The sequence below is a fragment of the Pseudomonas azerbaijanoccidentalis genome, assembly GCF_019145495.1.
GTDB classification, from domain to species: domain Bacteria; phylum Pseudomonadota; class Gammaproteobacteria; order Pseudomonadales; family Pseudomonadaceae; genus Aquipseudomonas; species Aquipseudomonas azerbaijanoccidentalis.
This window is the reverse complement of record NZ_JAHSTU010000008.1, coordinates 321,624-342,717: the sequence shown is the minus strand read 5'-3', so window position 1 is coordinate 342,717 and position 21,094 is coordinate 321,624. Positions and strand designations below refer to the sequence as shown.

The 21,094-nt window shown below is 60.9% G+C and carries 16 protein-coding genes; 12 read left to right on the top strand and 4 right to left on the bottom strand.

The window, feature by feature from the left end:
• Window positions 1–2: 2 nt before the first annotated feature.
• Complete coding sequence (locus KVG88_RS24495; protein ID WP_217872986.1) at window positions 3–926, bottom strand: TIGR03571 family LLM class oxidoreductase; 924 nt, start codon at window positions 924–926, stop codon at window positions 3–5.
• Window positions 927–1,177: 251 nt separating this feature from the next.
• On the opposite strand from KVG88_RS24495, the gene mrdA reads away from it, so the two are divergent.
• Window positions 1,178–3,070, top strand: a complete 1,893-nt coding sequence (gene mrdA, locus KVG88_RS24490; protein WP_217872985.1) for a penicillin-binding protein 2 — start codon at window positions 1,178–1,180, stop codon at window positions 3,068–3,070.
• A 12-nt stretch (window positions 3,071–3,082) separates the two neighbouring features.
• Here mrdA and KVG88_RS24485 read toward each other — a convergent pair whose 3' ends face one another.
• The gene (locus KVG88_RS24485) at window positions 3,083–4,030 is read right to left on the bottom strand and encodes a LysR family transcriptional regulator (RefSeq protein ID WP_150705495.1); all 948 of its coding nucleotides are present in this window, start codon (window positions 4,028–4,030) and stop codon (window positions 3,083–3,085) included.
• Window positions 4,031–4,193: 163 nt separating this feature from the next.
• Here KVG88_RS24485 and KVG88_RS24480 point away from each other — a divergent pair, with 163 nt between their 5' ends.
• The 7 genes from KVG88_RS24480 to qhpG all read left to right on the top strand — a co-directional run bounded on the left by KVG88_RS24480 (window position 4,194) and on the right by qhpG (window position 13,787).
• Window positions 4,194–5,504, top strand: a complete 1,311-nt coding sequence (locus KVG88_RS24480; RefSeq protein WP_217872984.1) for an MFS transporter — start codon at window positions 4,194–4,196, stop codon at window positions 5,502–5,504.
• A gap of 125 nt (window positions 5,505–5,629) precedes the next feature.
• Complete coding sequence (locus KVG88_RS24475) at window positions 5,630–6,859, top strand: Zn-dependent hydrolase (RefSeq protein WP_217872983.1); 1,230 nt, start codon at window positions 5,630–5,632, stop codon at window positions 6,857–6,859.
• Between the two features lie 76 nt (window positions 6,860–6,935).
• The gene (locus KVG88_RS24470) at window positions 6,936–7,961 is read left to right on the top strand and encodes a histone deacetylase family protein (protein ID WP_217872982.1); all 1,026 of its coding nucleotides are present in this window, start codon (window positions 6,936–6,938) and stop codon (window positions 7,959–7,961) included.
• A 244-nt stretch (window positions 7,962–8,205) separates the two neighbouring features.
• Window positions 8,206–10,110, top strand: a complete 1,905-nt coding sequence (locus KVG88_RS24465; RefSeq protein WP_217872981.1) for a sigma-54-dependent Fis family transcriptional regulator — start codon at window positions 8,206–8,208, stop codon at window positions 10,108–10,110.
• Window positions 10,110–11,828: an ABC transporter ATP-binding protein gene (locus KVG88_RS24460; protein WP_217872980.1), complete on the top strand. Its 1,719-nt coding sequence runs from the start codon at window positions 10,110–10,112 to the stop codon at window positions 11,826–11,828. The genes KVG88_RS24465 and KVG88_RS24460 overlap by 1 nt, the downstream gene beginning before the upstream one ends.
• Window positions 11,818–12,495 carry a subtilisin-like serine protease QhpE gene (gene qhpE / locus KVG88_RS24455; RefSeq protein ID WP_217872979.1) on the top strand — a complete coding sequence of 226 codons (678 nt, stop codon included), beginning with the start codon at window positions 11,818–11,820 and terminating at the stop codon, window positions 12,493–12,495. The genes KVG88_RS24460 and qhpE overlap by 11 nt, the downstream gene beginning before the upstream one ends.
• Window positions 12,492–13,787, top strand: a complete 1,296-nt coding sequence (gene qhpG, locus KVG88_RS24450; protein ID WP_217872978.1) for a flavin-dependent monooxygenase QhpG — start codon at window positions 12,492–12,494, stop codon at window positions 13,785–13,787. The genes qhpE and qhpG overlap by 4 nt, the downstream gene beginning before the upstream one ends.
• A gap of 111 nt (window positions 13,788–13,898) precedes the next feature.
• Here the strand turns inward: qhpG and KVG88_RS24445 are convergent, their stop codons facing one another.
• Window positions 13,899–15,389 (bottom strand): aldehyde dehydrogenase family protein, encoded by a 1,491-nt coding sequence (locus tag KVG88_RS24445; protein ID WP_217872977.1) that lies wholly within the window; start codon window positions 15,387–15,389, stop codon window positions 13,899–13,901.
• 489 nt (window positions 15,390–15,878) lie between these two features.
• Here KVG88_RS24445 and peaA point away from each other — a divergent pair, with 489 nt between their 5' ends.
• The 4 genes from peaA (at window position 15,879) to peaD (ending at window position 20,436) form a co-directional block, all read left to right on the top strand.
• The gene (gene peaA / locus KVG88_RS24440; RefSeq protein ID WP_217872976.1) at window positions 15,879–17,459 is read left to right on the top strand and encodes a quinohemoprotein amine dehydrogenase subunit alpha; all 1,581 of its coding nucleotides are present in this window, start codon (window positions 15,879–15,881) and stop codon (window positions 17,457–17,459) included.
• Between the two features lie 81 nt (window positions 17,460–17,540).
• Complete coding sequence (peaB, locus tag KVG88_RS24435) at window positions 17,541–18,971, top strand: quinohemoprotein amine dehydrogenase maturation protein (protein ID WP_150700994.1); 1,431 nt, start codon at window positions 17,541–17,543, stop codon at window positions 18,969–18,971.
• A 1-nt stretch (window position 18,972) separates the two neighbouring features.
• Window positions 18,973–19,296, top strand: a complete 324-nt coding sequence (qhpC, locus tag KVG88_RS24430; RefSeq protein WP_008016081.1) for a quinohemoprotein amine dehydrogenase subunit gamma — start codon at window positions 18,973–18,975, stop codon at window positions 19,294–19,296.
• A gap of 21 nt (window positions 19,297–19,317) precedes the next feature.
• Entirely contained in the window at window positions 19,318–20,436 is a 1,119-nt protein-coding gene (peaD, locus tag KVG88_RS24425; protein ID WP_217872975.1) for a quinohemoprotein amine dehydrogenase subunit beta, read from the top strand.
• Between the two features lie 148 nt (window positions 20,437–20,584).
• Here peaD and KVG88_RS24420 read toward each other — a convergent pair whose 3' ends face one another.
• On the bottom strand, window positions 20,585–20,989 hold the full coding sequence (locus KVG88_RS24420; protein ID WP_217872974.1) for a lysozyme inhibitor LprI family protein: 405 nt from the start codon (window positions 20,987–20,989) through the stop codon (window positions 20,585–20,587).
• Window positions 20,990–21,094 lie beyond the last annotated feature (105 nt).

The window sequence follows — 21,094 nt, the reverse complement described above, 5'->3', positions numbered from 1 at the left end:
TTTTAGTGAAACTTCGGGAGTACGTACTCTGCAATTTCCTCAATGATCTCTGCGACTGGTCGTTCGCTGCGTCGCACATGCAAGCCGATGTGCTGCACACCAGCGTCGCGCAGGGCCTGAAGTTCATCAATCAGCGCCAACCTCCCGCAAATGCCACCGAATCGAACACGCCGCATCGGTGCATGGGGATTGGCCGCCAGGTCCAAGTGAACGAAACTCACGTAAGGTTTATTGCCACCCACCTCTCGCCACAACCCGACCCGACGACGGTGCTCATCCGGTGTGCCGGGGTAGGCGAGCCAGCCATCCATGTGTTGGCCAATCCACGCCGGAGATTGCTGGCCAAGGCCGGCAACCAGCAACGGTGCTGAAGGATCGCGTTCCGGAAGCAGGCGTGCACCTTCAGGTAAACGACCCGCGCCTTGGCTGCGCAGCAGTTCCACGGTCTCACGGAAAATTTCACCACGCTGATCGTAATCCACGCCAAATAGCGGATATTCCATCGGGCGGTCGCCACTGGCAACGCCCAACAGCAGGCGTCCATCACTTAACTCGTCGACACTGTTGGCCGACTTGAGCGTCAACCAAGGTTGACGCAGCGGCAGCACTACCGCGGCAGTTCCTAACATGATGTTGTTGGTAATGCCGGCCAGATAGCCCAGGTAGGAAAAGGTTTCGAACACCTGCGCGGCATCACCGAAGTGCGGGTCATACACCGGTACATCGCGCACCCATAGCGCACGGAAACCGGACTTGTCTGCCAGGCGCGCCATGGCAGCGTGCTGCTTCAGATCGGGTACGCCAAAAGGCCTGCCTTCGGCTATTCGCAGGCGCTGGCCGTCACCGGACCAATCATTGTCCAGCGGCAACTCCAGACCGATGGAAAAACCGTTCGAACCGAGTAATCGTTGAAATCGAGGATGCATGGACACACTCCAAAGAAAATGACATGCATCCAGTATCGATGGCTGCCTCAGCAAGAAAAATGCATGAATGGGAATATCACTTTTGAATGGAGTGCACGAGTAGTCACCCCTGACAGCCTTCGCCGACAGCCAACTTAAAAAAAATGACACAAAAGTGATCTTGCAGTTTTGGTATGGTGCAGCTCGTTTTTTTGATGACTGTATTTCGCGCTCAGTGATCGGTCTCTTCATTTCACAGAGTTGCTACAGAAATGCCCCAACCGATTCCGATCAAAGACCACGAAAAAGAAACTCGCCTGGTCAACAAAAGATTGATGGCATGCGCCTTGTTTGTTGTCGCCATTACGTGTGCGCTGGTGGTGCGCATGTATGTCCTGCAGGTCGTCGAATTCGACTATCACTCCACGATTTCCGAAAACAATCGCGTCCACGTCCTGCCGATCACGCCTACCCGTGGCTTGATCTATGACCGCAATGGCGTGGTGCTCGCGGACAACCGGCCCAGCTTCAACCTGACCATCACTCGCGAGCGCGCGACGGATGTCAGCGCCGAGCTGGACGAGGTGGTCAACCTCCTGCATTTGCCCGCTGAAGACCGCACGTTGTTCGACAAGGCGATGAAGCAGGCACGGCATCCGTTCGTGCCGGTGACGCTGTTCTATGAACTCAGCGAGGAGCAAATCGCGGTGCTCGCGGTGAACGAGTTCCGTTTGCCGGGCCTGGATGTCGAGCCACAGTTCGTTCGGCACTATCCATTGGGAGAGCATTTTGCTCATTCGGTCGGCTACGTCGGACGCATCAACGAGAAAGAATCCAAAGCGCTGGATACGGTGGAATACCGAGGTACTCAGTCCATCGGCAAGACCGGGATCGAAAAATTCTACGAGTCGCAACTGCACGGCCATGTCGGTTACGAGGAAGTCGAGACCAATGCCCAGGGTCGCGTGCTGCGTGTGCTCAAGCACACTGACCCGGTTCCCGGCGAAAACATTGTCCTGAGTCTCGACATCAAGCTTCAGCAAGCCGCCGAACAAGCCTTGGGTGATCGTCGTGGTTCGGTCGTTGCGCTGGATCCGTCGACGGGTGAAGTGCTGGCCATGGTCAGCAATCCGAGTTTCGATCCGAACCTGTTTGTCACCGGCATCAGCTCCAAGGAATACTCGACGCTGCGCGATTCCATTGACCGGCCGCTGTTCAACCGTGTTCTGCGGGGTCTCTATGCACCGGGTTCGACCATCAAGCCTGAAGTCGCGATTGCCGGCCTCGACGCTGGCGTAGTCACGCCGCAGACCCGGGTGTTCGATCCGGGTTATTACCAATTGCCGGACTTCGATCACAAGTATCGCAACTGGAACCACAGCGGCGATGGCTGGGTGGACATGGACGCGGCGATCATGCGCTCCAACGACACCTACTTCTACGACCTCGCGCACAAGCTCGGGATCGATCGCCTGCACGACTACATGGCGATGTTCGGTCTTGGTGAGAAAGTCTCCCTGGATATGTACGAGGAATCCTCAGGTCTGATGCCATCCCAGGCCTGGAAGCGCGCTACACGTCGTCAGCCGTGGTTCCCGGGTGAAACCGTGATCCTCGGCATCGGCCAGGGCTACATGCAGGTCACGCCGCTGCAATTGGCCCAGGCCACGGCGCTGATCGCCAACAAAGGTGTGTGGAACCGCCCGCACCTGGCCATGACCGTGGACGGCGCCGCGCCAGTGGATGAGCACCCGATGCCGAATATTCTGCTCAAGGACCCGCGCGACTGGGAGCAGGTCAACCATGGCATGCAGATGGTGATGCACGATGCCCGCGGGATTGCCCGAGCCGCAGCGGCGGGTGCGCAGTATCGCATCGCTGGCAAGAGCGGCACCGCGCAAGTGGTGGCGATCAAACAGGGTGAGCGCTACAACCGCGAGAAAACCCGCGAGCGTAACCGCGACAATGCCTTGTTTGTCGGGTTTGCGCCGGCCGAACATCCGAAGATTGTAATCTCGGTAATGATCGAAAACGGCGAGGCCGGTGGCCGTGTGGCGGGTCCTGTTGTGCGGCAAATCATGGACGCCTGGCTACTCGATCAGGATGGTCATCTGAAGCCGCAATACGCGGTGCCGAGCAAGGCGCCTGGCGATCCTCACGTTTGATTCATCAAGGCTTCACAGCGCAGGCTCACGAATACTGAGCATGTGCTGGAAGCTTTCGAGGAACACGGTTTCGGCCCGGCTCATGCGCTGCTCGCGGTTCCACAGCAAATGAATGTCCACATCGGCAATCCCTTCGTGAGGCGGCAGGCGCCAGAGCAATCCGGCGTCGACATCGGCCGCCACCACGTGCTCGGGTAGACAGCCGATACCGAAGCCGGCGATCACCAGTCGCCGGACTTCTTCCAGGCTCGGTGACGACGCGACGATGCGCCCACTAAACCCCTGCTGATCGCGAAAAATCGTCAGCGGCGAGAGCATGCCGCCGATCTGGTCGCTGGTAAAACTGACGAAATTTTCCCGCTGCAAATCCCCTTCGGCGACGTCCTGTCGACCGAACAACAAATGGTGCTTGCCGCAGAAAAACGCATAGCGCTGACGCAGGAACAATCGCTGTTCCAGGCGCGGTTGCGGACGGCGATTGAGGCTCAGGCCGAGGGTCGCGGTTTTTTCCTGGAGGGCGCTGACGATGTCGGAACTGCGCATCACCTCGACCTCCAGATCCACTCGCGGGTGCTGTCGGTGAAACTCCGCCAGAAAGTCGTCGAAGCGCTCGGAGAAGATCCGGCTGATGATCAGCAAGCGCACTTTGCCGATCACCTCATCGGCTGGCTGCTCCAGCACGCTGCTGACCTGAGACATTTGCCCATAGATTTCACCAGCCAGTTCAAAGATCTGTTCGCCGATTTCCGTCAGGGCAAAACGCGGCCCGCGCCGGGCGATCAATTGTCGGCCCAGTTGTTCTTCCAGACGCTTGAGCGCCTGGCTCACCGCTGGCTGCGTCAAGTGCAGGCGGGCAGCGGCGCGGCTGATGCTCAGCTCCTGGCCGATCACCCGAAAGGTGCGCAGCAGGTTCCAGTCCAGTCGGTCGTTGAGCAGGCGTTGCACATCGCGTTCGGCCATGTCGGCTCTCGATTATAAGTTGGCGTAATACTTCGCATAATAAATAGAAAATTGACTAATCATAGCCACCAGACGAAAAATCACCCTCAGACCGGCGCCGCCAGAGCGCCCCGGATTTGCCGTTTTCCTCCTGCCAAAAAAATAACCAAAGGAGCCCGACCCCATGAAGCCTCAAGCTTCGAATCAGCCGCGTCGTGCGGCAGCCGCTGCCTTCATCGGCACCATGATCGAGTGGTACGACTTTTACATCTACGCCACCGCCGCTGCGCTGGTGTTCGGCGCGTTGTTCTTTCCCTCCGACGACAAACTGTTCAGCACCATGGCCGCCTTCGGCACGTTTGCCGTGGGCTTTTTTGCGCGGCCGTTGGGCGGGATTATCTTCGGCCATATCGGTGACCGCATCGGCCGCAAGAAATCGCTGATCATCACTTTGTTGATGATGGGCGTGGTGACGGTGTGTATTGGCTTGCTGCCTACCTATGCGCAAATCGGCGCCGCTGCTCCGGTGCTGCTGATTCTGCTGCGCATCGTCCAGGGCATCGCCGTGGGTGGCGAGTGGGGTGGGGCGGTGTTGATGGCCGGCGAGCATGCGCCGAAAGGTCGACGTAATTTCTTTGCCTCGTTTGCGCAATTGGGCAGCCCGGCGGGTTTGATCCTGTCACTGCTGGCCTTCAGCGCCGTGACCCGTTTGCCCGAAGAAGACTTGATGAGTTGGGGCTGGCGCCTGCCGTTTCTTGCCAGTTCGCTGTTGCTGCTGGTGGGCCTGGCGATTCGCCTGGGTGTGAATGAATCGCCGGAGTTCCTCGCCAGCCGCGAGCTGGCCAGCAAAAACAAACGCAAGGAACAAGCGCCCGTCATGGAAGTGCTGCGCACCGCGTGGCGTCCACTGTTGTTGTGCATTGGCGCCAACACGCTGGGGATTGCCGGGGTGTATTTCACCAACACCTTCATGATCGCCTACACCACCCAACAACTGGCGTTGCCGCGCTCGCTGATTCTGGAGTGCCTGTTCTTCGTCGCCATCATTCAGTTCTGCATTCAACCGCTGGCGGCATGGGTGGCCGAGAAAATCGGTGCCACCCGTTTCCTGTGCCTGGTGTCGCTGCTGGCGATGGCTTCGCCTTATCCGATGTTCGTGCTGGTCAGCTCGGCACAAGCGCCGTTGATCATCCTCGGCATCGCCTTGGCGGTGGTGTGCATGGCGTCGTTCTACGCGGTGATTGCCGGGTACGTCAGCGGCATGTTCGAGACCCGCGTGCGCTACACCGCGATCTCTCTGGCCTACCAAATCTGCGGCGCTGTGGCCGGTGGCCTGACGCCGCTGATCGGCACGATGCTGGCGCACAAGTTCGCCGGCCAATGGTGGCCGATGGCGGTGTTCTACAGCCTGATCGCCGCGACTTCTCTGGTCTGCGTGCTGTCCCTTGCCCGTCGCCATGCCAACGCTGAACGCGTTGAGCTAGCCACCCCTTGAACCTGTAGGAGCCGACTTGCTGGCGATAGTGGTGCATCAGTCAGCGTGTCCGTTGATTGTACGGGTGCATCGCCAGCACGCCGGCTCCTACAGAGAGCGTCGTTTTGAATTTGCAGGAGAAACCCATGTTGAAGATTAAGGGCGAACGCCTTTGGGCGAGCCTGATGGCAATGGCCGAAATCGGCGCCACCGCCCGCGGCGGTAGCTGCCGCCTGGCCTTGACCGATGAGGACAAAGCCGGTCGCGAACTGTTTGCCCACTGGTGCCGTGAAGCCGGCATGACCCTGAGCGTGGATGCCATCGGTAACCTGTTCGCTCGCCGCGCCGGCACTGATCCCGACGCTGCCCCGGTGATGATGGGCAGCCACCTCGACACCCAACCCGAGGGCGGGCGTTTCGATGGCGTGTACGGCGTGCTCGCCGGTCTGGAAGTGGTGCGTTGCCTCAACGATTTGGGTATTCAAACCCGCAAGCCGTTGGAAGTGGCGGTGTGGACCAACGAAGAAGGCGCACGCTTCACCCCGGCGATGTTCGGCTCGGCGGTGTTCACCGGCATCATGCCGCTGGACTCGGCGCTGGCGGTGCGTGATGTCGATGGCATCAGCGTCGCCGAAGAACTGCAGCGCACCGGTTATTCCGGTGAGCGCCCATTGGGTGGTGCAGTGGATGCCTACTTTGAGGCGCACATCGAGCAAGGGCCGATACTCGAAGACAACGCCAAGAGCATCGGCGTGGTCAGCGGCGGTCAGGCGATTCGCTGGCTCGACGTGCGGGTCGAAGGCATGGCCGCCCACGCGGGCACCACGCCGATGCCGCTGCGCAAGGACGCCCTTTACGGCGTAGCGCGGATGATTCAGGCGATCGAAGGTCTGGCCGCTGATTTCGCCCCCGAAGGCCTGACCACGGTCGGCGAGTTGAGCATCAACAAGTCCTCGCGCAACACCATTCCGGGGCTGGTGAATTTCACCGTTGACCTGCGTCATCACCGCGATGAGGCCATTGAGGCCATGGAACAACAGGTCCGTGCGCGGTTGCAGGCGATTGCCGACGGTCGTGGCTTGAACCTGACCATCACCCCCCACTGGATCAGCCCGGCGACGCCGTTCGACGCTGACTGTGTGGCGGCGGTGCAACAGGCTGTCGATGCGCTGGGCTACGCTCAGCAATCGATTGTCAGCGGCGCCGGGCATGACGCGATTCACCTGGCTCGGTTCTGCCCGACGGCCATGGTGTTCATTCCGTGCGTCGGCGGCTTGAGCCATAACGAAGCCGAAGACGTGTTGCCGGAAGATGTGCGCCAAGGCACCGATGTGTTGCTCAACGCCGTACTGACCCGCGCCGAGAAAATCGACTGACCGCAGGCCCATGTGGGAGCGAGCAAGCCCGCTCCCTCAGTTTCAAGATCTTCGTTAACTGACAGGTATTCATTCCATGCGCAGTTTTTTCCACCCCGAACAATTGCTTCACCATCCACGCAGTTACTATTCCCGTGGCCAGATGCGCACACCGCAGGAAGTGCCGGAGCGGGCGCAGCGCCTGGTGCAGGCGTCTCATGCATTGGGTTTCAAGGTTGAACAACCGGCCGACGCCGGGCTCGATCCGTTGCTGGCGGTGCACGGTGCGCCGTACCTGACGTTCTTGCAGGAAGCCCATCAGCGCTGGAAAGAAATCCCCGAAGACTGGGGCGACGAGGTGATGTCGAACATCTTCGTGCGCGAGCCCAATGCCCTGCGCGGGATTCTCGCCCAAGCGGCGCGCTATCTGGCCGATGGCAGTTGCCCGGTCGGTGAACAGACCTGGCGTTCGGCCTACTGGTCGGCGCAAAGCGCGATTGCCGGCGCCCAGGCCTTGCTCGATGGCGAACCGGCGGCTTACGCCTTGTGCCGTCCACCGGGGCACCATGCCCGGGCCGAAGCGGCTGGCGGTTTCTGTTATGTGAACAACGCGGCGGTGGCGGCTCAGGTGTTGCGCGCCGGATTTGCCCGAGTCGCTGTGCTGGATACCGACATGCACCACGGCCAGGGAATCCAGGAGATTTTCTACGACCGCGATGACGTGCTCTACGTTTCGGTGCATGGCGATCCGACCAACTTCTATCCCGGTGTCGCCGGTTTTGCCGATGAGCGCGGCGTCGGCGCGGGTGAGGGCTTCAACCTCAACTTGCCGATGGCCCATGGTGCGAGCGAGGCGGATTTCCTGGCGCAACTGGATGTAGCGTTGGACGCTGTGACGGCATTTGGTGCCGAGGTGCTGGTGCTGTCGCTGGGCTTTGATATTTTTGAACTGGACCCACAGAGCAAAGTGGCGGTGACCCGCGAGGGATTCGCCGTGCTCGGTGAGCGTATTCGCAGTCTGGGGTTGCCGTGCCTGATTGTGCAGGAAGGTGGATATCACTTGGAGAGTCTGGAGGATAATGCCAAGGCGTTTTTTGTGAGTGCCGAGGTGTGGCAGCTCTGATTTATTCGTTGTCCTGGATGCCGCCATCGCTGGCAAGCCAGCTCCCACAGTGTCCGAGTAAAACCGCAGATTTGTGGTCGACGAGAAACCTGTGGGAGCGGGCTTGCCCGCGATGAACGATAACGCGGTCCACCTGACGGAACACAAGCGCCCTACGGCACTTGCCATAGCCCTGACGTTAACGTAAAGATTGCTCCAGGGCGCCGATGTTTGAAGGCGCAGGGCGGATGACCCGGAGCGCTTGATGACGCTGATAAAAACAAATTCCCCCAAACTGCATCGCGAAGCCCGGCTGGCCCGGGAAAAGCTGCATCAGGAAGGCGAAGTGCCGGACGGCGTCCTGCGAGCGGAAATCGATGCTTCGTGGCGGCGCAGCCTCAGCCATGGCGTGCATTTCAATGCCAAGCACGAGCTGGCGCTGGAATCGAGCGCCAGCGTCGACGTCTTGCTGGCGAGCAATCGCTTGCTGATCGACGCGGCACTGCCGGCCATCGATTATCTGGCCGAGCGTCAGGGCAAGGAGGGCTTGATCATCCTCGCCAACTCTGACGCCACCATCCTCGCCGTCGAAGGTCGCGCCGACCGCCTCAAGGGCAGCGGCTTGCAGGACATCACTCTCGGCGCCTGCTGGAGCGAAGCCGCACGCGGCACCAACGCCCTCGGCACCGCGCTGGTGGAAGCCCGGCCCACCCTGATCGATTGCGGCGAACATTACCTGGATCGCCTCAGCGATTTTTCCTGCACGTCGGTGCCGATTCATTGCCCTCAGGGCGATATTCTTGGCGTCCTCGACCTGACCCGCGAAGGTCCGCTCGGCCGCGCCCACGACAGCACCGCGTTGCTGGCGATGGCGGTCAGCCAGATTGAGAGCCGGGTGTTCAACGCCAGTTATCCGGACGAAATCGTCCTCGCATTCCACAGCCGTCGCCAATACCTCGAATCCCCGTGGCAGGGTCTGTTGGCGGTCAGCCTCGGCGGGCAGATTCTCGCCGTCAGCGCCCAGGCCTGCCAGCTGCTGCATACCGAGCGTTCGGCGCTGGTAGGCCGGCGTTGCGAAGAGTTTTTGGGGGGCGACGGCCTGCAATTGCTGGCACGCCTGCATCAGGGCGGTGCCGGCAGCCTGCAAACCGCCAAAGGCGAGTTTTTCTACAAGACCCTGCGCGCGCCGCAACGCACGATCAACGTCAGCAGCCCGCCGCGCAGCGTGGCGAAAACCGCCAAAGCGCAGCCGGATCTTGAATCCCTGGCCGGCAGCAATACCCGTTACGCCCGCGCCCTGCGCATGGCCCGACAAGGTCTGGCCAACGAGTTACCGGTCTTGCTGTTGGGAGAAACCGGCACCGGTAAAGAAGTCATCGCCCGCGCCCTGCACATGGCTGGCGCGCGCTGCGAAAAACCCTTTGTCGCGGTGAACTGCGCAGCAATCCCCGAAGGCCTGATCGAGTCCGAACTGTTCGGTTATCGCGAGGGCGCGTTCACCGGCTCGCGCCGTGGCGGCATGGTCGGTCGCTTGCAACAGGCCCATGGCGGTACGCTGTTTCTCGATGAAATCGGCGACATGCCTTTGGCTTTGCAGGCTCGTCTGCTGCGCGTTTTGCAGGACCGCAAAGTCGCGCCGTTGGGGGCTGGCGAAGAGCAGGACATCGACGTCGCACTGATCTGCGCGACCCACCGCGACCTCAAGCGTCTGGTCGAAGAAAAGCATTTTCGTGAAGACTTGTTCTACCGGGTCAACGGCATCAGTGTGATGCTGCCGGCGCTGCGTGAACGCGAAGATTTCGCGGCGCTGGTCAGTCGCATGCTGAGCAAACTCGACGCGCCGAACGTGGTGCTGCATGACGACCTCAATCGCCTGCTTGGCGGTTATCACTGGCCGGGCAACATCCGTCAATTGGAGATGGTCTTGCGCACCGCGCTGGCCATGCGCGAACCGGGTGACACGGTGCTGACGCTCGACCACTTGCCCGACAGCATGCTCGACGAACTGACCGCGACCGAACGGCCGCAGGCCGGCAGCATCCGTGAAAACGAACTGGAGATGATTCGCCAGTCCCTGGACAGCCATCAGGGCAACGTCTCGGCCGCCGCCGACGCCTTGGGCATCAGTCGCGCGACTCTATATCGCAAGCTCAAACAGTTGCGTTCGTGATGCAGCGCCTGATCGTTCGGCTGATCGACAGCCAGAACCCCGAGACCCTGCAAGCGGCGTTGCGTTGGCTCTACAGCTTTGTGCGACCGCATCGGTTGGCGATTGCCGGGCTGCTGGGGTTGTCGGTGTGCGCTTCGGCGCTGGTGCTGGTGCAGCCATGGCTGACCAAACTGCTGATCGACGATGGTTTGCTGGCGCGCAACTTCCCGATGCTGGTGCTGATCGCCGGGTTGATGATCGTCGCCGGGTTACTGGGCACGGCGCTGTCGGGGATCAACCGCTACCTGCACACGCGGTTGTCCGGGCGCATGCTGTTTGCCCTGCGTGATGATTTGTATCGGCACTTGCAGACCCTGTCGCCGAGCTTCTATGGCCAGCGTCGCATCGGCGACCTGATGTCGCGTCTCGATGGCGACGTGGCGGAGATTCAGCGCTTTGCCGTGGACTCTTTGTTTTCGGCGGTGTCCAGCGTGATCGGTCTGGTGGTGGCCGTGGCGATGCTGCTGACCTTGTCGTGGAAACTGTCGCTGTTGGCGCTGGTGCTGATCCCGCTCGACGTGCTCTGGCTACGCTGGATGCGGCGCAAGGTCGAGCGCGATGTGCGGCAACTGCGTGAGCGTTCGGCGGACATGTCGTCGTTCATGGTCGAGACGCTGCCGGTGATGAAATTCATCCAGTCGGCGGGTCAGCAGCAGCGCGAAGCACGACGTCTGGAATCGCTGGGGCAGGGCTACATGAGCCAATTGCTGCGCCTGCAAATCACCGAGTTTTTCACCCAGGCCGTGCCGGGTACGCTGACTTCGTTGTCCCGGGCCTGTGCGTTTTTGATCGGCGGATATTGGGTGGTGCAGGGCACCTGGCAACTGGGTGCATTGATCGCGTTTTCCACTTATCTGGGTATGGCCGTGGGGCCGGTGCAGAGCCTGCTCGGACTGTACGTGGCGGTTCAACGCATGACCGTCAGCCTCGGTCGGGTGATGGAGTTGCGTGGCGAAGAGCCGACCGTGCTGACACCGCAAACGCCGAAGCCGATGCCGACCTCTGGCGAGCTGCGTTTCGAGGATGTGCACTTCACCCATCCCGGTCGGCCCAGCACCTTGCGCGGTATCGAGGCGCGGATTCCCTACGGCTTGAAAGTCGCCCTCAGCGGCGGCTCCGGCGTGGGTAAATCGACGCTGATCGATTTGCTGCAACGCCACCATGATCCGCAGTCTGGCCGCGTGCTGTTGGGCGAAGTGGATGTGCGTGAACTGGACCTGTTCCAGTTGCGTCGGCGCATTGCGGTGGTCAGTCAGGACATCGTGCTGTTTCGCGGCAGCCTGGCCGACAACCTGGCTTATGCAGTGCCCGATGCCACCCGTGAAGCGATTGCCGAAGTGGCGCGGTTGGCGCAACTCGACAGCCTGATCGCGTCCTTGCCTGAAGGTCTGGACAGTCCATTGGGCGAGCGCGGCCAGCAGTTGTCCGGCGGGCAGAAACAACGCATCGCCATTGCCCGCGCGCTGTTGCAGGACCCTTTGATCCTGGTGCTCGACGAAGCCACCTCGGCGGTGGATGAAACCACCGAGCGCGAAGTGATCGAAGCCATCGACTGCCTGTTTGCCGGGCGCACCCGCATTCTCATCAGCCATCGTCCCTCGACCTTGGCCGATGCCGATTTGCGCTTTGAATTGATCGACGGTGTACTGGTGTCGAAAACGGTGCTGCATGAAGTCTGAGTTGCTTATCGGTGTGGTGGACAGCGGACACTCGGCGGCGCAACGGGTACAGGTTGTGGCAGGGCGCAGGTTTTCCCTGGTGGAAGACGGGCTCGCCCAAAGCGACTTGCGCGACGATCCACTGGGCCACGGCAGCGCGGTGATCGAAGCCATCGACCGGCGTGCACCCTCGGCGCTGTTTTGCGTGGCACAGGTGTTTGATCAGCGCGGGGTCACCAGCGCGTTGCAGATCGCCACGGCCATCGACTGGCTGGTGGCGCAGGATGTGCGCTTGATCAACCTGAGCCTCGGTCTGCGTCAGGATCGCAGCCTGTTGCGTGCGGCCTGTGCGGCGGCGGTGGCGCGTGGGGTTTTGCTCTGTGCGTCGAGCCCGGCCCAGGGCGAGGGCGTGTATCCGGCGAATTATCCACAGGTGCTGCGGGTCACCGGCGACGCGCGGTGCGCCGAACTCGAGTGGTCGTGGCTCAACAGCGCACAGGCGGATTTCGCCGCGTGTGTGCACGGCACTTATCCGGGGCAATCGGGGGCCAGTCTTGGTTGTGCGGCGTTGAGCGGGCACATCGCCGGTTTCCTGGTGGAACACCCTGAGGCGAGTAACGAACAAGTCATCGAATGGCTGCGACACAACGCACGTTATCGCGGCCCTGAACGGCGGTTCGCGCCATGACGATGGTTGTGGTGCTGGGCGCCGGACCGGCGGGCGCAGCGGTGGCCTTGGGGCTGCGGCGACTGGGTTATGCCGTTACGCTGGTCAGTGAATGGCGCCGGTTTGCGGCGCTGGAAGGCGTTTCCATTCGGGTGCTGGAGGCTTTGCGCGCTGCGGGCCTGCATCAGGCGTTGGCGGATGCGACGTTGCCCTCTCAACGTCAGGTGAACTGGAATGGCCAGCAGCACGCACAAAACATCGAATATTTGCTGGATCGACCGTCCTTTGATCGCGGCCTGCGCGAGGATTTGCGTGCGGCGGGGGTGGTGTTGATCGAAGGCCGGGTGCTTGCCGTGCAGTTGTCGACCTCAGGACATCAAGTGCAGATCGAAGGGCATGAGGTGCTGACCGCAGACTTTTTGGTCGAGGCCCGTGGGCGCCAGGCGCCAGCCCTCGGCAAAGGCCTGCGCGGGCCGGAGACGGTCAGCCTGCTCAATCGCTGGCAAGGCGCGCCGGGTCATACAGCCAGTGCCGTGGAAAGCCTGGCGGACGGCTGGGCGTGGATGGCACGCCGGGCCGACGGTCAGTGTTACTGGCAATGGACGGTGGACGTGGCCAGCGCAGGATTGCCGGGCAAGGCGCAATTGCTGGAGTACTGTCGCCAGCGGCGTCAGGAGTCGGCGGTGGCCCGGGCATTTTTCGGTGATGACCCCGAGGTTGATTTACAACTGCACGCCCGCAGCAGCACGGCGATTCTGAGCCCGCAGGTGTGTGGCGAAAACTGGATTCGGGTCGGCGATGCCGCCATGGCGGTGGACCCGCTGTCGGGCAACGGGATCTTTCAATCCTTATCGTCCGCGTTGCAGGCGCCGACGGTGATCAACACCTTGCTGCGCAAACCTGAGCGCGCGGCGTTGGCCCAGCGTTTTCATCAGCAACGAGTGGAGCAATTGTTTTTGCGCTTCGCCCGCATCGGCCGGGACTTTTATGCCGATGAACAGCGTTGGCTTGATCAACCCTTCTGGCAGGCACGGTGGAACTGGCCGGATGCCGAGGTGGCGCATGCCGAGGCGGATTTCAATGCGTTGAGAATTGAGCGGGCGCCGGTGTTGCGTGATGGATTTGTCGACGAGGCCGAGGTGGTGATCACGGTGGATCAGCCGCTGGGGATCTGGCATGTGCAAGGGGTTGAGGTGGCGGTGTTGGTGCGGCGGTTGCGCAATGAACCGGCTGAACAGGTGTTGACCGGGTTGACGGTTGAACAAGGAAGGATGGTCAGGAGTTGGTTGTTGGGGCAGGGCTACAAACCCTGAAACTCGGGTTGATTGGGCTGCCGTCATCGCTAGCAGGCTAGCTCCCACATTGGAATGCATTCCCCTGTGGGAGCTAGCCTGCTAGCGATGACGGACCGAAAAACGCCGCGATTACAGCTTGATCAACACCGACTTCAACTCGGTGTAATGCTCAATCGCCGCATAGCCCATCTCACGGCCAACCCCGGACATTTTGTAGCCGCCAAACGGCAGCGCCGGGTCCAGGGCGCTGTGGCAGTTGACCCACACCGATCCTGACTTGATGCGCGGAATCATCCGGTGCACCGCCGCCAGATCATTCGACCAGATACTCGCGCCCAAACCATAGGGACTGTCATTGGCCATGCGCAGCGCATCGGCTTCGTCATCGAACGGAATCGCCACCAGCACCGGGCCGAAGATTTCTTCCTGCACCAGCGAATGCTTTTGATCGACGTCGACAATCACCGTCGGCTTGACGAAAAAACCCGGGCCGAACTGCTCGCCGCCGCAAGCAATGGTCGCGCCGCTTTCGCGACCCTTTTCGATGTAGCCGTAGACGCGCTCTTGTTGACGCGCCGAAATCAGCGGCCCCATTTCGACACTCGGGTCCAGGCCGTTGCCGAGCTTCATGGCATTGGCGATACCGGCGATGTCGGCGACCACATTGTCGAAATGCTTGCGCTGCACATACAGCCTGGAACCTGCGCAGCAGACCTGGCCCTGGTTGAAGAAAATCGCGCTGGCGGCACCGGCAGCGGCGGTTTTCAGGTCGGCGTCAGCCATGACGATGGTGGGTGATTTGCCGCCCAGTTCCAGGGTGACCCGGGTCATGGAATCCATGGCGATCTTGCCGATCTGCTTGCCCACGGCCGTGGAGCCGGTGAAGGTCAGCTTGTCCACCAGCGGGTTGTGGATCAGGGCCGAACCGGCGGTGATGCCGGTGCCGGTGACCACGTTAAACACGCCTTCGGGGTAGCCGGCTTCCAGTACCAGTTCAGCGAGTTTCAGAGCGGTCAGCGGGGTTTCGTCGGCGGGTTTGAGCACCACGGTGCAACCGGTGGCCAGTGCCGGGCCGAGTTTCCAGCAGGCGAGCAGCAGCGGGAAATTCCAGGCAACGATGGCGCCGACCACGCCCACGGCTTCGCGGCGGATGAAACTGTGGAATTGATCGTGGGGCATCAGCGGCGCCGACACATCGACCGTCGAGCCTTCAATCTTGGTTGCCCAACCGGCCATGTAGCGCAGGAAATCGATGGACAGTTGCACGTCCATCACCTGGGCGACGACGGCGCTTTTGCCGTTGTTCAGGCATTCCAGTTGCGCCAGTAGCTCCGCATCGCGTTGCATCAGGTCGGCAAGTTTCCACAACAGGTTCTGCCGCTCCCGGGGGCGGGTGCGGGTCCAGGCTGAATCATCAAACGCCTGGCGGGCGGCGAGTACGGCACGGTCGACATCGTCTGGCGTGGCCCGTGGCACTACGCACAGCACTTCACCGGTGGCCGGGTTGTGCAGCGGCATGGTCTGGCCGTCGGCGGCCTCGACCCATTCGCCGCCGATGAGCATGCGCGGTGCGCGCTGGATGAAGGCCGAAGTGGCCGGGAGCAGGTTTGGAAGCGACATGTTGAAACCTCGTCTTGTTCGTGTGGCGAGGTCTTTCGCAACGGTTGTGCCAGTTGTGTTTATTTGATTGAAACCCCGATCGGATGGGCCTTTTGAGCTATTTGCCCGTGGCAGAGAAACAAGTGAGCGTCGCAAATTGCGACAGCAAAGATCAAAAGATCGCAGCCTTCGGCAGCTCCTACGCGAAAATCACTGTTCACCTGTAGGAGTTGCCGAAGGCTGCGATCCTTTGATCTTGATCCTATGCTTGTCTCAGGTTGCAACAGGTGTCGCGAAATTAAACGAGGAACGCAGATCCAGTCATCGGCCAAACCCAGAGTTTTTCAGGCAAATCATTGATTCAACTAGATATTCATAAGCTGGCACGCTCCGTGTATTGCTCATCGCAGACGTTTCTCTTGCCTCCGTCAGCGGCTCGCCGCCGACGGCAGAAACCAAAAAAACGATAAGCCACAAAAATAAGAAAGCACCGTGCGAGGTTCGACGTTGATGAAGAGAAGACTCCGATCAGGCATGAGCGCCGGCCTGTTGGCCGTGGCCGCTTGCGTGGCCCTGCATTCGCCTTACAGCCTGGCAGCCCGCGACGCCCAGACCATCCTCAAGGAAACCTGTCAGGGCTGTCACACCCCCGAAGCCGATAACGCCCTGAGCCGCATCAGCCACCAGCGCAAGACGCCGGAAGGTTGGCTGATGAGCATCGCCCGGATGCAGACCATGCACGGTTTGCAGATCAGCGATGAAGACCGCCGGACGCTGGTCAAATACCTGGCCGACACTCAGGGTCTGGCGCCGAGCGAAACCGATGGCGTGCGGTATGCCATGGAGCGCCGGCTCAATACCGTCGAGCAGTTCGACGACCAGACCAGCCAGATGTGCGGCCGCTGCCACTCCGGTGCGCGGGTTGCGCTGCAACGGCGTCCGGCCCAGGAATGGGAACGACTGGTGAACTTCCACCTCGGCCAATGGCCGTCGTTGGAGTACCAGGCGCTGTCCCGCGACCGCGACTGGTTCGATCTGGCCCGCAAAGAAATGGTGCCGTTACTGGCCAAGCGTTATCCGCTGGACAATCCGGCCTGGAAAAAATGGCAGAGCAGCGCGCCGAAAAGCGAGGCGCTGGTGGGCGACTGGAGCTTCAGCGGGCACTTGCCCGGCAAGGGCGAACTGGCCGGTGTGATGAGCGTGACCGCCGACGGCAGTGACACTTTCAAGGTCAGCGTCAAAGGCCAATACGCCGACGGTACGCCGTTTAATGGCGATGGCAGTGCAATCCTCTACACCGGCTACGAATGGCGCGGCAACGTCACCATCGACGGCGTGACCATGCGCCAGGTGTTCGCTGCCCAGGGCAACGCCATGCAAGGCCGGATGTTCGAGGCCGAGCACGATGAGCGCGGCCTGGATTTCGTCGCCGCCAAACAGGGCTCCCAGCGCTTGCTGGCGGTTCAGCCGGGTTATGTGAAGGCCGGCAGCGAAACCGAAGTGACGTTGATCGGCAGCGGCCTGAGCGGCAAACCGAACTTCGGCAAAGGCGTGGAAGTGGTCGAAGTCGTCTCGCAGAGTCCAGAGCAGATCAAAGTCAAACTCAAGGCCGCCGCCAATGCCCAACCGGGCTTGCGCGCCGTCACAGTCGGCACGCTGAAAGGCCCGAGCCTGTCGGTGTACAGCAAGATCGCTTCGGTCAAAGTGGTACCGGAATTCTCGGTGGCGCGGATCGGCGAGGGCGGTGGTTCGACGCCGAAAGTCCAGGGCCGTTTCGATGCGGAAGCCTGGGGCAAGGGCGCTGACGGCAAGCCGTATCGCATTGGCGTGTTCCCGGCGCAGTGGAAGGTCGAGGCCTTCGACGAACGCGCCAAGGAAGACGAAGACGTCAAGTTTGCCGGCACCATGCACGCCGACACGGGCGTGTTCACCCCGGGCGATGCCGGGCCGAATCCGGCGCGCAAAATGTCCACCAACAATGCCGGCAACCTCAAGGTGATCGCCGCCGTCGACGACGCAGGGAAATCCCTGACCGGCGAAGGCCACATGATCGTGACCGTGCAACGCTGGAACAATCCACCCATTCCATGAGTTGGCTGACAGCACTGGCTTCAGACACTTTTCGGAATGACCGCAAGCTCCGCCAAGCGGGGCCTGCACAGGAGGTTTGCAATGGGCGCTATCTTGAATCTGGTCGAACGCAACCTGCACGAAGTGCACGTCGATGCCGACCGCATGCTGTTCCACATCCCCAGCAGTTCGCTGTTCGCCAGCGATGAACTGACCGGGACCATCATCGATACCTTGCGCGGTCCGGGTTGTTCTTCGGACGACCTGATCCAGCGCCTGGCCGCGCGTTTCAACGGCGAGGAAATCACTGAGACGCTGCGCGAGTTGATGGCCCTGGAACTGGTCAGCGACGGCTCGCCGCTGACCCCGGACATCGCGACCAAACGCGTCGAGCGCACCGCGATCAACACCGTGGTTTTGAACGTCAACACCGGCTGCAACCTGAGTTGCACCTACTGCTACAAGGAAGACCTCGACAAGCCTTCCGCCGGCAAGAAAATGGACGTGGAAACGGCCATCGCTTCGGTGGAAATGCTGCTGCGCGAATCCCCGGATGAAGAGCGATTCACCGTGGTGTTCTTCGGCGGCGAACCGCTGAGCAACCGCAAGCTGATCGAGTACATGGTCGACTACTGCGAGAAGCGCTTTGCCGAGGCGGGCAAGTTCGTCGAGTTCGTCATGACCACCAACGCCACGCTGCTCACTGAAGAAACCGTGGACTACCTCAACGCCCATCGCTTCGGTCTGTCAGTGAGTATCGACGGGCCGAAAACCGTGCACGACCGCAACCGCATCACTGTGGGCGGACAGGGCACGTATGACGTGGTGCGGCGCAAGGCCGAGATGCTGCTGTCGCGCTACAACAGCCGTCCGGTCGGTGCGCGGGTGACCCTGACCACCGGCGTGACCGACGTCGAAACCATCTGGGATCACCTGTTCAATGAACTGGGTTTTGCCGAAGTCGGCTTCGCCCCGGTGACCTCTGGTGACATCAGCAGCTTCAACCTCTCCAGCGATGAACTGGTGCAGGTATTCGCCAACATGAAGGCCCTCGGTCGTCGTTATCTGGAAGCGGCGCTGGAGCACCGCAACATCGGTTTCTCCAACCTGCACCAGCTCATCACCGACATCCATGAAGGCCACAAGAAAGCCCTGCCATGCGGCGCGGGTTTGAAGATGCTGGCGGTGGATCACAAGGGCGAGCTGAACCTGTGCCACCGCTTCACCGGTTCGAGTTTGCCGACCTTCGGCAACGTCCACAGCGGCGTGAAGCAGGTGGAGTTGAACGACTTCCTGTCCCAGCGCCTGGACCGGACCAACACCGGTTGCGAGGACTGCCAGATCCGCAACCTGTGCTCCGGTGGTTGCTATCACGAGAGCTACGCCCGTTACGGCGACCCGACGCACCCGACTTATCACTACTGCGAACTGATGCGTGACTGGGTCGACTTCGGCATCGAGGTCTACACCCGGATCATGGCTCACAACCCTGCGTTCATCAGCAGCTACATCACTCCGCGCAAGGCTCACTGATATGAAACATCTCAAGGCAATCAATAACAAAGCGTTGAAGCTGGATCAGGCCGCGGACGAGAACCGCATTGAAGAAGTGGTGGCGATGAGCTCGGTGGCGGGCTGTGCTTCAACCACTGACCCAGGCTGGGAAATTGATGCGTTTGGCGGTGTGTCGTCGTTGTGCCAGCCGATGGAAGCCGACCTCTACGGTTGCTCCGACCCGTGCTGGTGGCCGGCCCAGGTGCCCGACATGATGAGCACCTACCCGGACTGGAACAAGGATGCCCAGGCGTCCAACGACAACTGGCGCAACCTCGGCACTGTCTTCCCCAAAGACAAGTGATCACAGAAGAAGGATTCCAGCATGCGTAACATCAAAGCCTGCGGCCTGGCCGCGTTCGCCATTCTGAGCAGCTGTTCTGTCAGTGTTCTGGCCGATGAAAACACTGCGCTGCAAGTCGGTCACGAATACATGGTGACCACCAACTACCCGAACAACCTGCACGTGATCGACCTGGCCACCGACACCCTGTTCAAGACCTGCAAGATGCCCGACGCCTTCGGTCCCGGCTCCGTGCAGTTGTCGCCGGACCGCAAGACCGCCTACGTGCTGAACAATCACTATGCGGACGTCTACGGTGTCGAACTGGACAACTGCAAGCAGGTGTTCCACGCCAGCATCACCCAGAAGCCGGGGGAGAAGGCCAAGTCGATGTTCGCCTTCACGGTCAGCCACGACGGCAAAGAGCTGTACACCGTCGCCAACCCGACATTGATGATGAACGATCGCTACGAAGTGCAGCAGCCGCGGCTCGATGTGTACAGGACCGACGCTGGCATCGATGCCAAACCGGTGCGCAGTTTCCCGGCGCCGCGCCAGTTGACCATCATGCAGAGCGGCGACGACGGCACGCTGTACGTGGCCGGGGCGGACGTTTACAAGGTCAATGTGCAGACCGGCAAGTTCGACGTGCTGATCCCCAGTCGGCACTGGAAACGCGCGAACTACAGCGCGCCGGACGTGCTCTACGTGTGGAACCAGCAGACGTATCGGCATGACTTCTCGCTGCTCTACACCGCGGCGAAGTTCAAGGACAAGAAACAGGACCCGGCCACCGCCGAATACCTGTACGGCCTGTTCAGCGTGGACCTGAAGACCGGCAAGACCGAAACCACCGACTTCGGCCCCCTGACGGAAATCTACTTCAGCGGCATGCGCTCGCCCAAGGACCCGAACCTGATGTTCGGGGTGCTCAACCGGCTGGCCAAGTACGACATCAAGCAGAAGAAAATGCTTCAAGCGGCGACGCTTGATCACTCGTACTACTGTATTTCCTTCAACAAGGACGGCAGCAAAATCTACCTGGCCGGGACGTTCAATGACGTCGCGATTTTTGATGCCGACAGCCTGAAACAGACAGGCAGCATCAAGTTGCCGGGCGGGGACATGGCGATTACCACGGCGCAGATTTTTGTGCGGTAATTGCGGCGCCTAAACTGGCGCCATCGCTGGCAGGCCAGCTCCCACAGTGGATTTGCGGTGTGGTCACTATTGTGTGAACACCACCGAACCCTGTGGGAGCTGGCCTGCCAGCGATGGGGCCCTCAAAAACACTACAAAATAGCCGAAATCAAACCCCCGGCACCGGACAGCCCAAATCCCCCTCCTGGCATTTCAGGTAAGTCTTGAACGTCTCAACCCGCGCCTTGGTCAACTCGGTCACGCAATTGCCGTAGACCAGCGGATAAACACTCCCGCCTTCCACCCCGGACGCCGAGAATTTGCACTCGGCATCGCGAAACGCAATCCACGACCGCTGCGCGCCCACCAGCAGTTTCTTGCTGTCGGGATTGCCTTTCAGGCGCGTGGTGATTTGCTGATACAGCGCATTCAATTCTTTGTCGGCCGCCGCATGCTGCTGCGCCGCACACTGGTTCATCGTGGCCTGGTCGGTGGCGTTATCGCAGTCCACGGCGGCATGGGCCAGGGAGGTGAACAACAATGGCGTCAACGCCAGGAGAAAGCGTATTGGCATGGCAGAAACTCGCTGTGACGATGAAAGTTGCGGGCAGTGTAGCGAAGCCAGCGGCGATGTCAGTGACACGATTTCGACAACTGACATGCGTTCCATACAACTTTC

Coding starts and splice junctions, on each gene's coding strand:
- KVG88_RS24495 (WP_217872986.1), bottom strand. CDS start 926: ATGCATCCTCGATTTCAACGATTACTCGGTTCGAACGGTTTTTCCATC.
- KVG88_RS24420 (WP_217872974.1), bottom strand. CDS start 20,989: ATGCCAATACGCTTTCTCCTGGCGTTGACGCCATTGTTGTTCACCTCC.
- KVG88_RS24445 (WP_217872977.1), bottom strand. CDS start 15,389: ATGTCGCTTCCAAACCTGCTCCCGGCCACTTCGGCCTTCATCCAGCGC.
- peaD (WP_217872975.1), top strand. CDS start 19,318: ATGCGTAACATCAAAGCCTGCGGCCTGGCCGCGTTCGCCATTCTGAGC.
- KVG88_RS24475 (WP_217872983.1), top strand. CDS start 5,630: ATGTTGAAGATTAAGGGCGAACGCCTTTGGGCGAGCCTGATGGCAATG.
- qhpE (WP_217872979.1), top strand. CDS start 11,818: ATGAAGTCTGAGTTGCTTATCGGTGTGGTGGACAGCGGACACTCGGCG.
- qhpC (WP_008016081.1), top strand. CDS start 18,973: ATGAAACATCTCAAGGCAATCAATAACAAAGCGTTGAAGCTGGATCAG.
- KVG88_RS24480 (WP_217872984.1), top strand. CDS start 4,194: ATGAAGCCTCAAGCTTCGAATCAGCCGCGTCGTGCGGCAGCCGCTGCC.
- peaA (WP_217872976.1), top strand. CDS start 15,879: ATGAAGAGAAGACTCCGATCAGGCATGAGCGCCGGCCTGTTGGCCGTG.
- KVG88_RS24485 (WP_150705495.1), bottom strand. CDS start 4,030: ATGGCCGAACGCGATGTGCAACGCCTGCTCAACGACCGACTGGACTGG.
- mrdA (WP_217872985.1), top strand. CDS start 1,178: ATGCCCCAACCGATTCCGATCAAAGACCACGAAAAAGAAACTCGCCTG.
- qhpG (WP_217872978.1), top strand. CDS start 12,492: ATGACGATGGTTGTGGTGCTGGGCGCCGGACCGGCGGGCGCAGCGGTG.
- KVG88_RS24465 (WP_217872981.1), top strand. CDS start 8,206: ATGACGCTGATAAAAACAAATTCCCCCAAACTGCATCGCGAAGCCCGG.
- KVG88_RS24470 (WP_217872982.1), top strand. CDS start 6,936: ATGCGCAGTTTTTTCCACCCCGAACAATTGCTTCACCATCCACGCAGT.
- KVG88_RS24460 (WP_217872980.1), top strand. CDS start 10,110: ATGCAGCGCCTGATCGTTCGGCTGATCGACAGCCAGAACCCCGAGACC.
- peaB (WP_150700994.1), top strand. CDS start 17,541: ATGGGCGCTATCTTGAATCTGGTCGAACGCAACCTGCACGAAGTGCAC.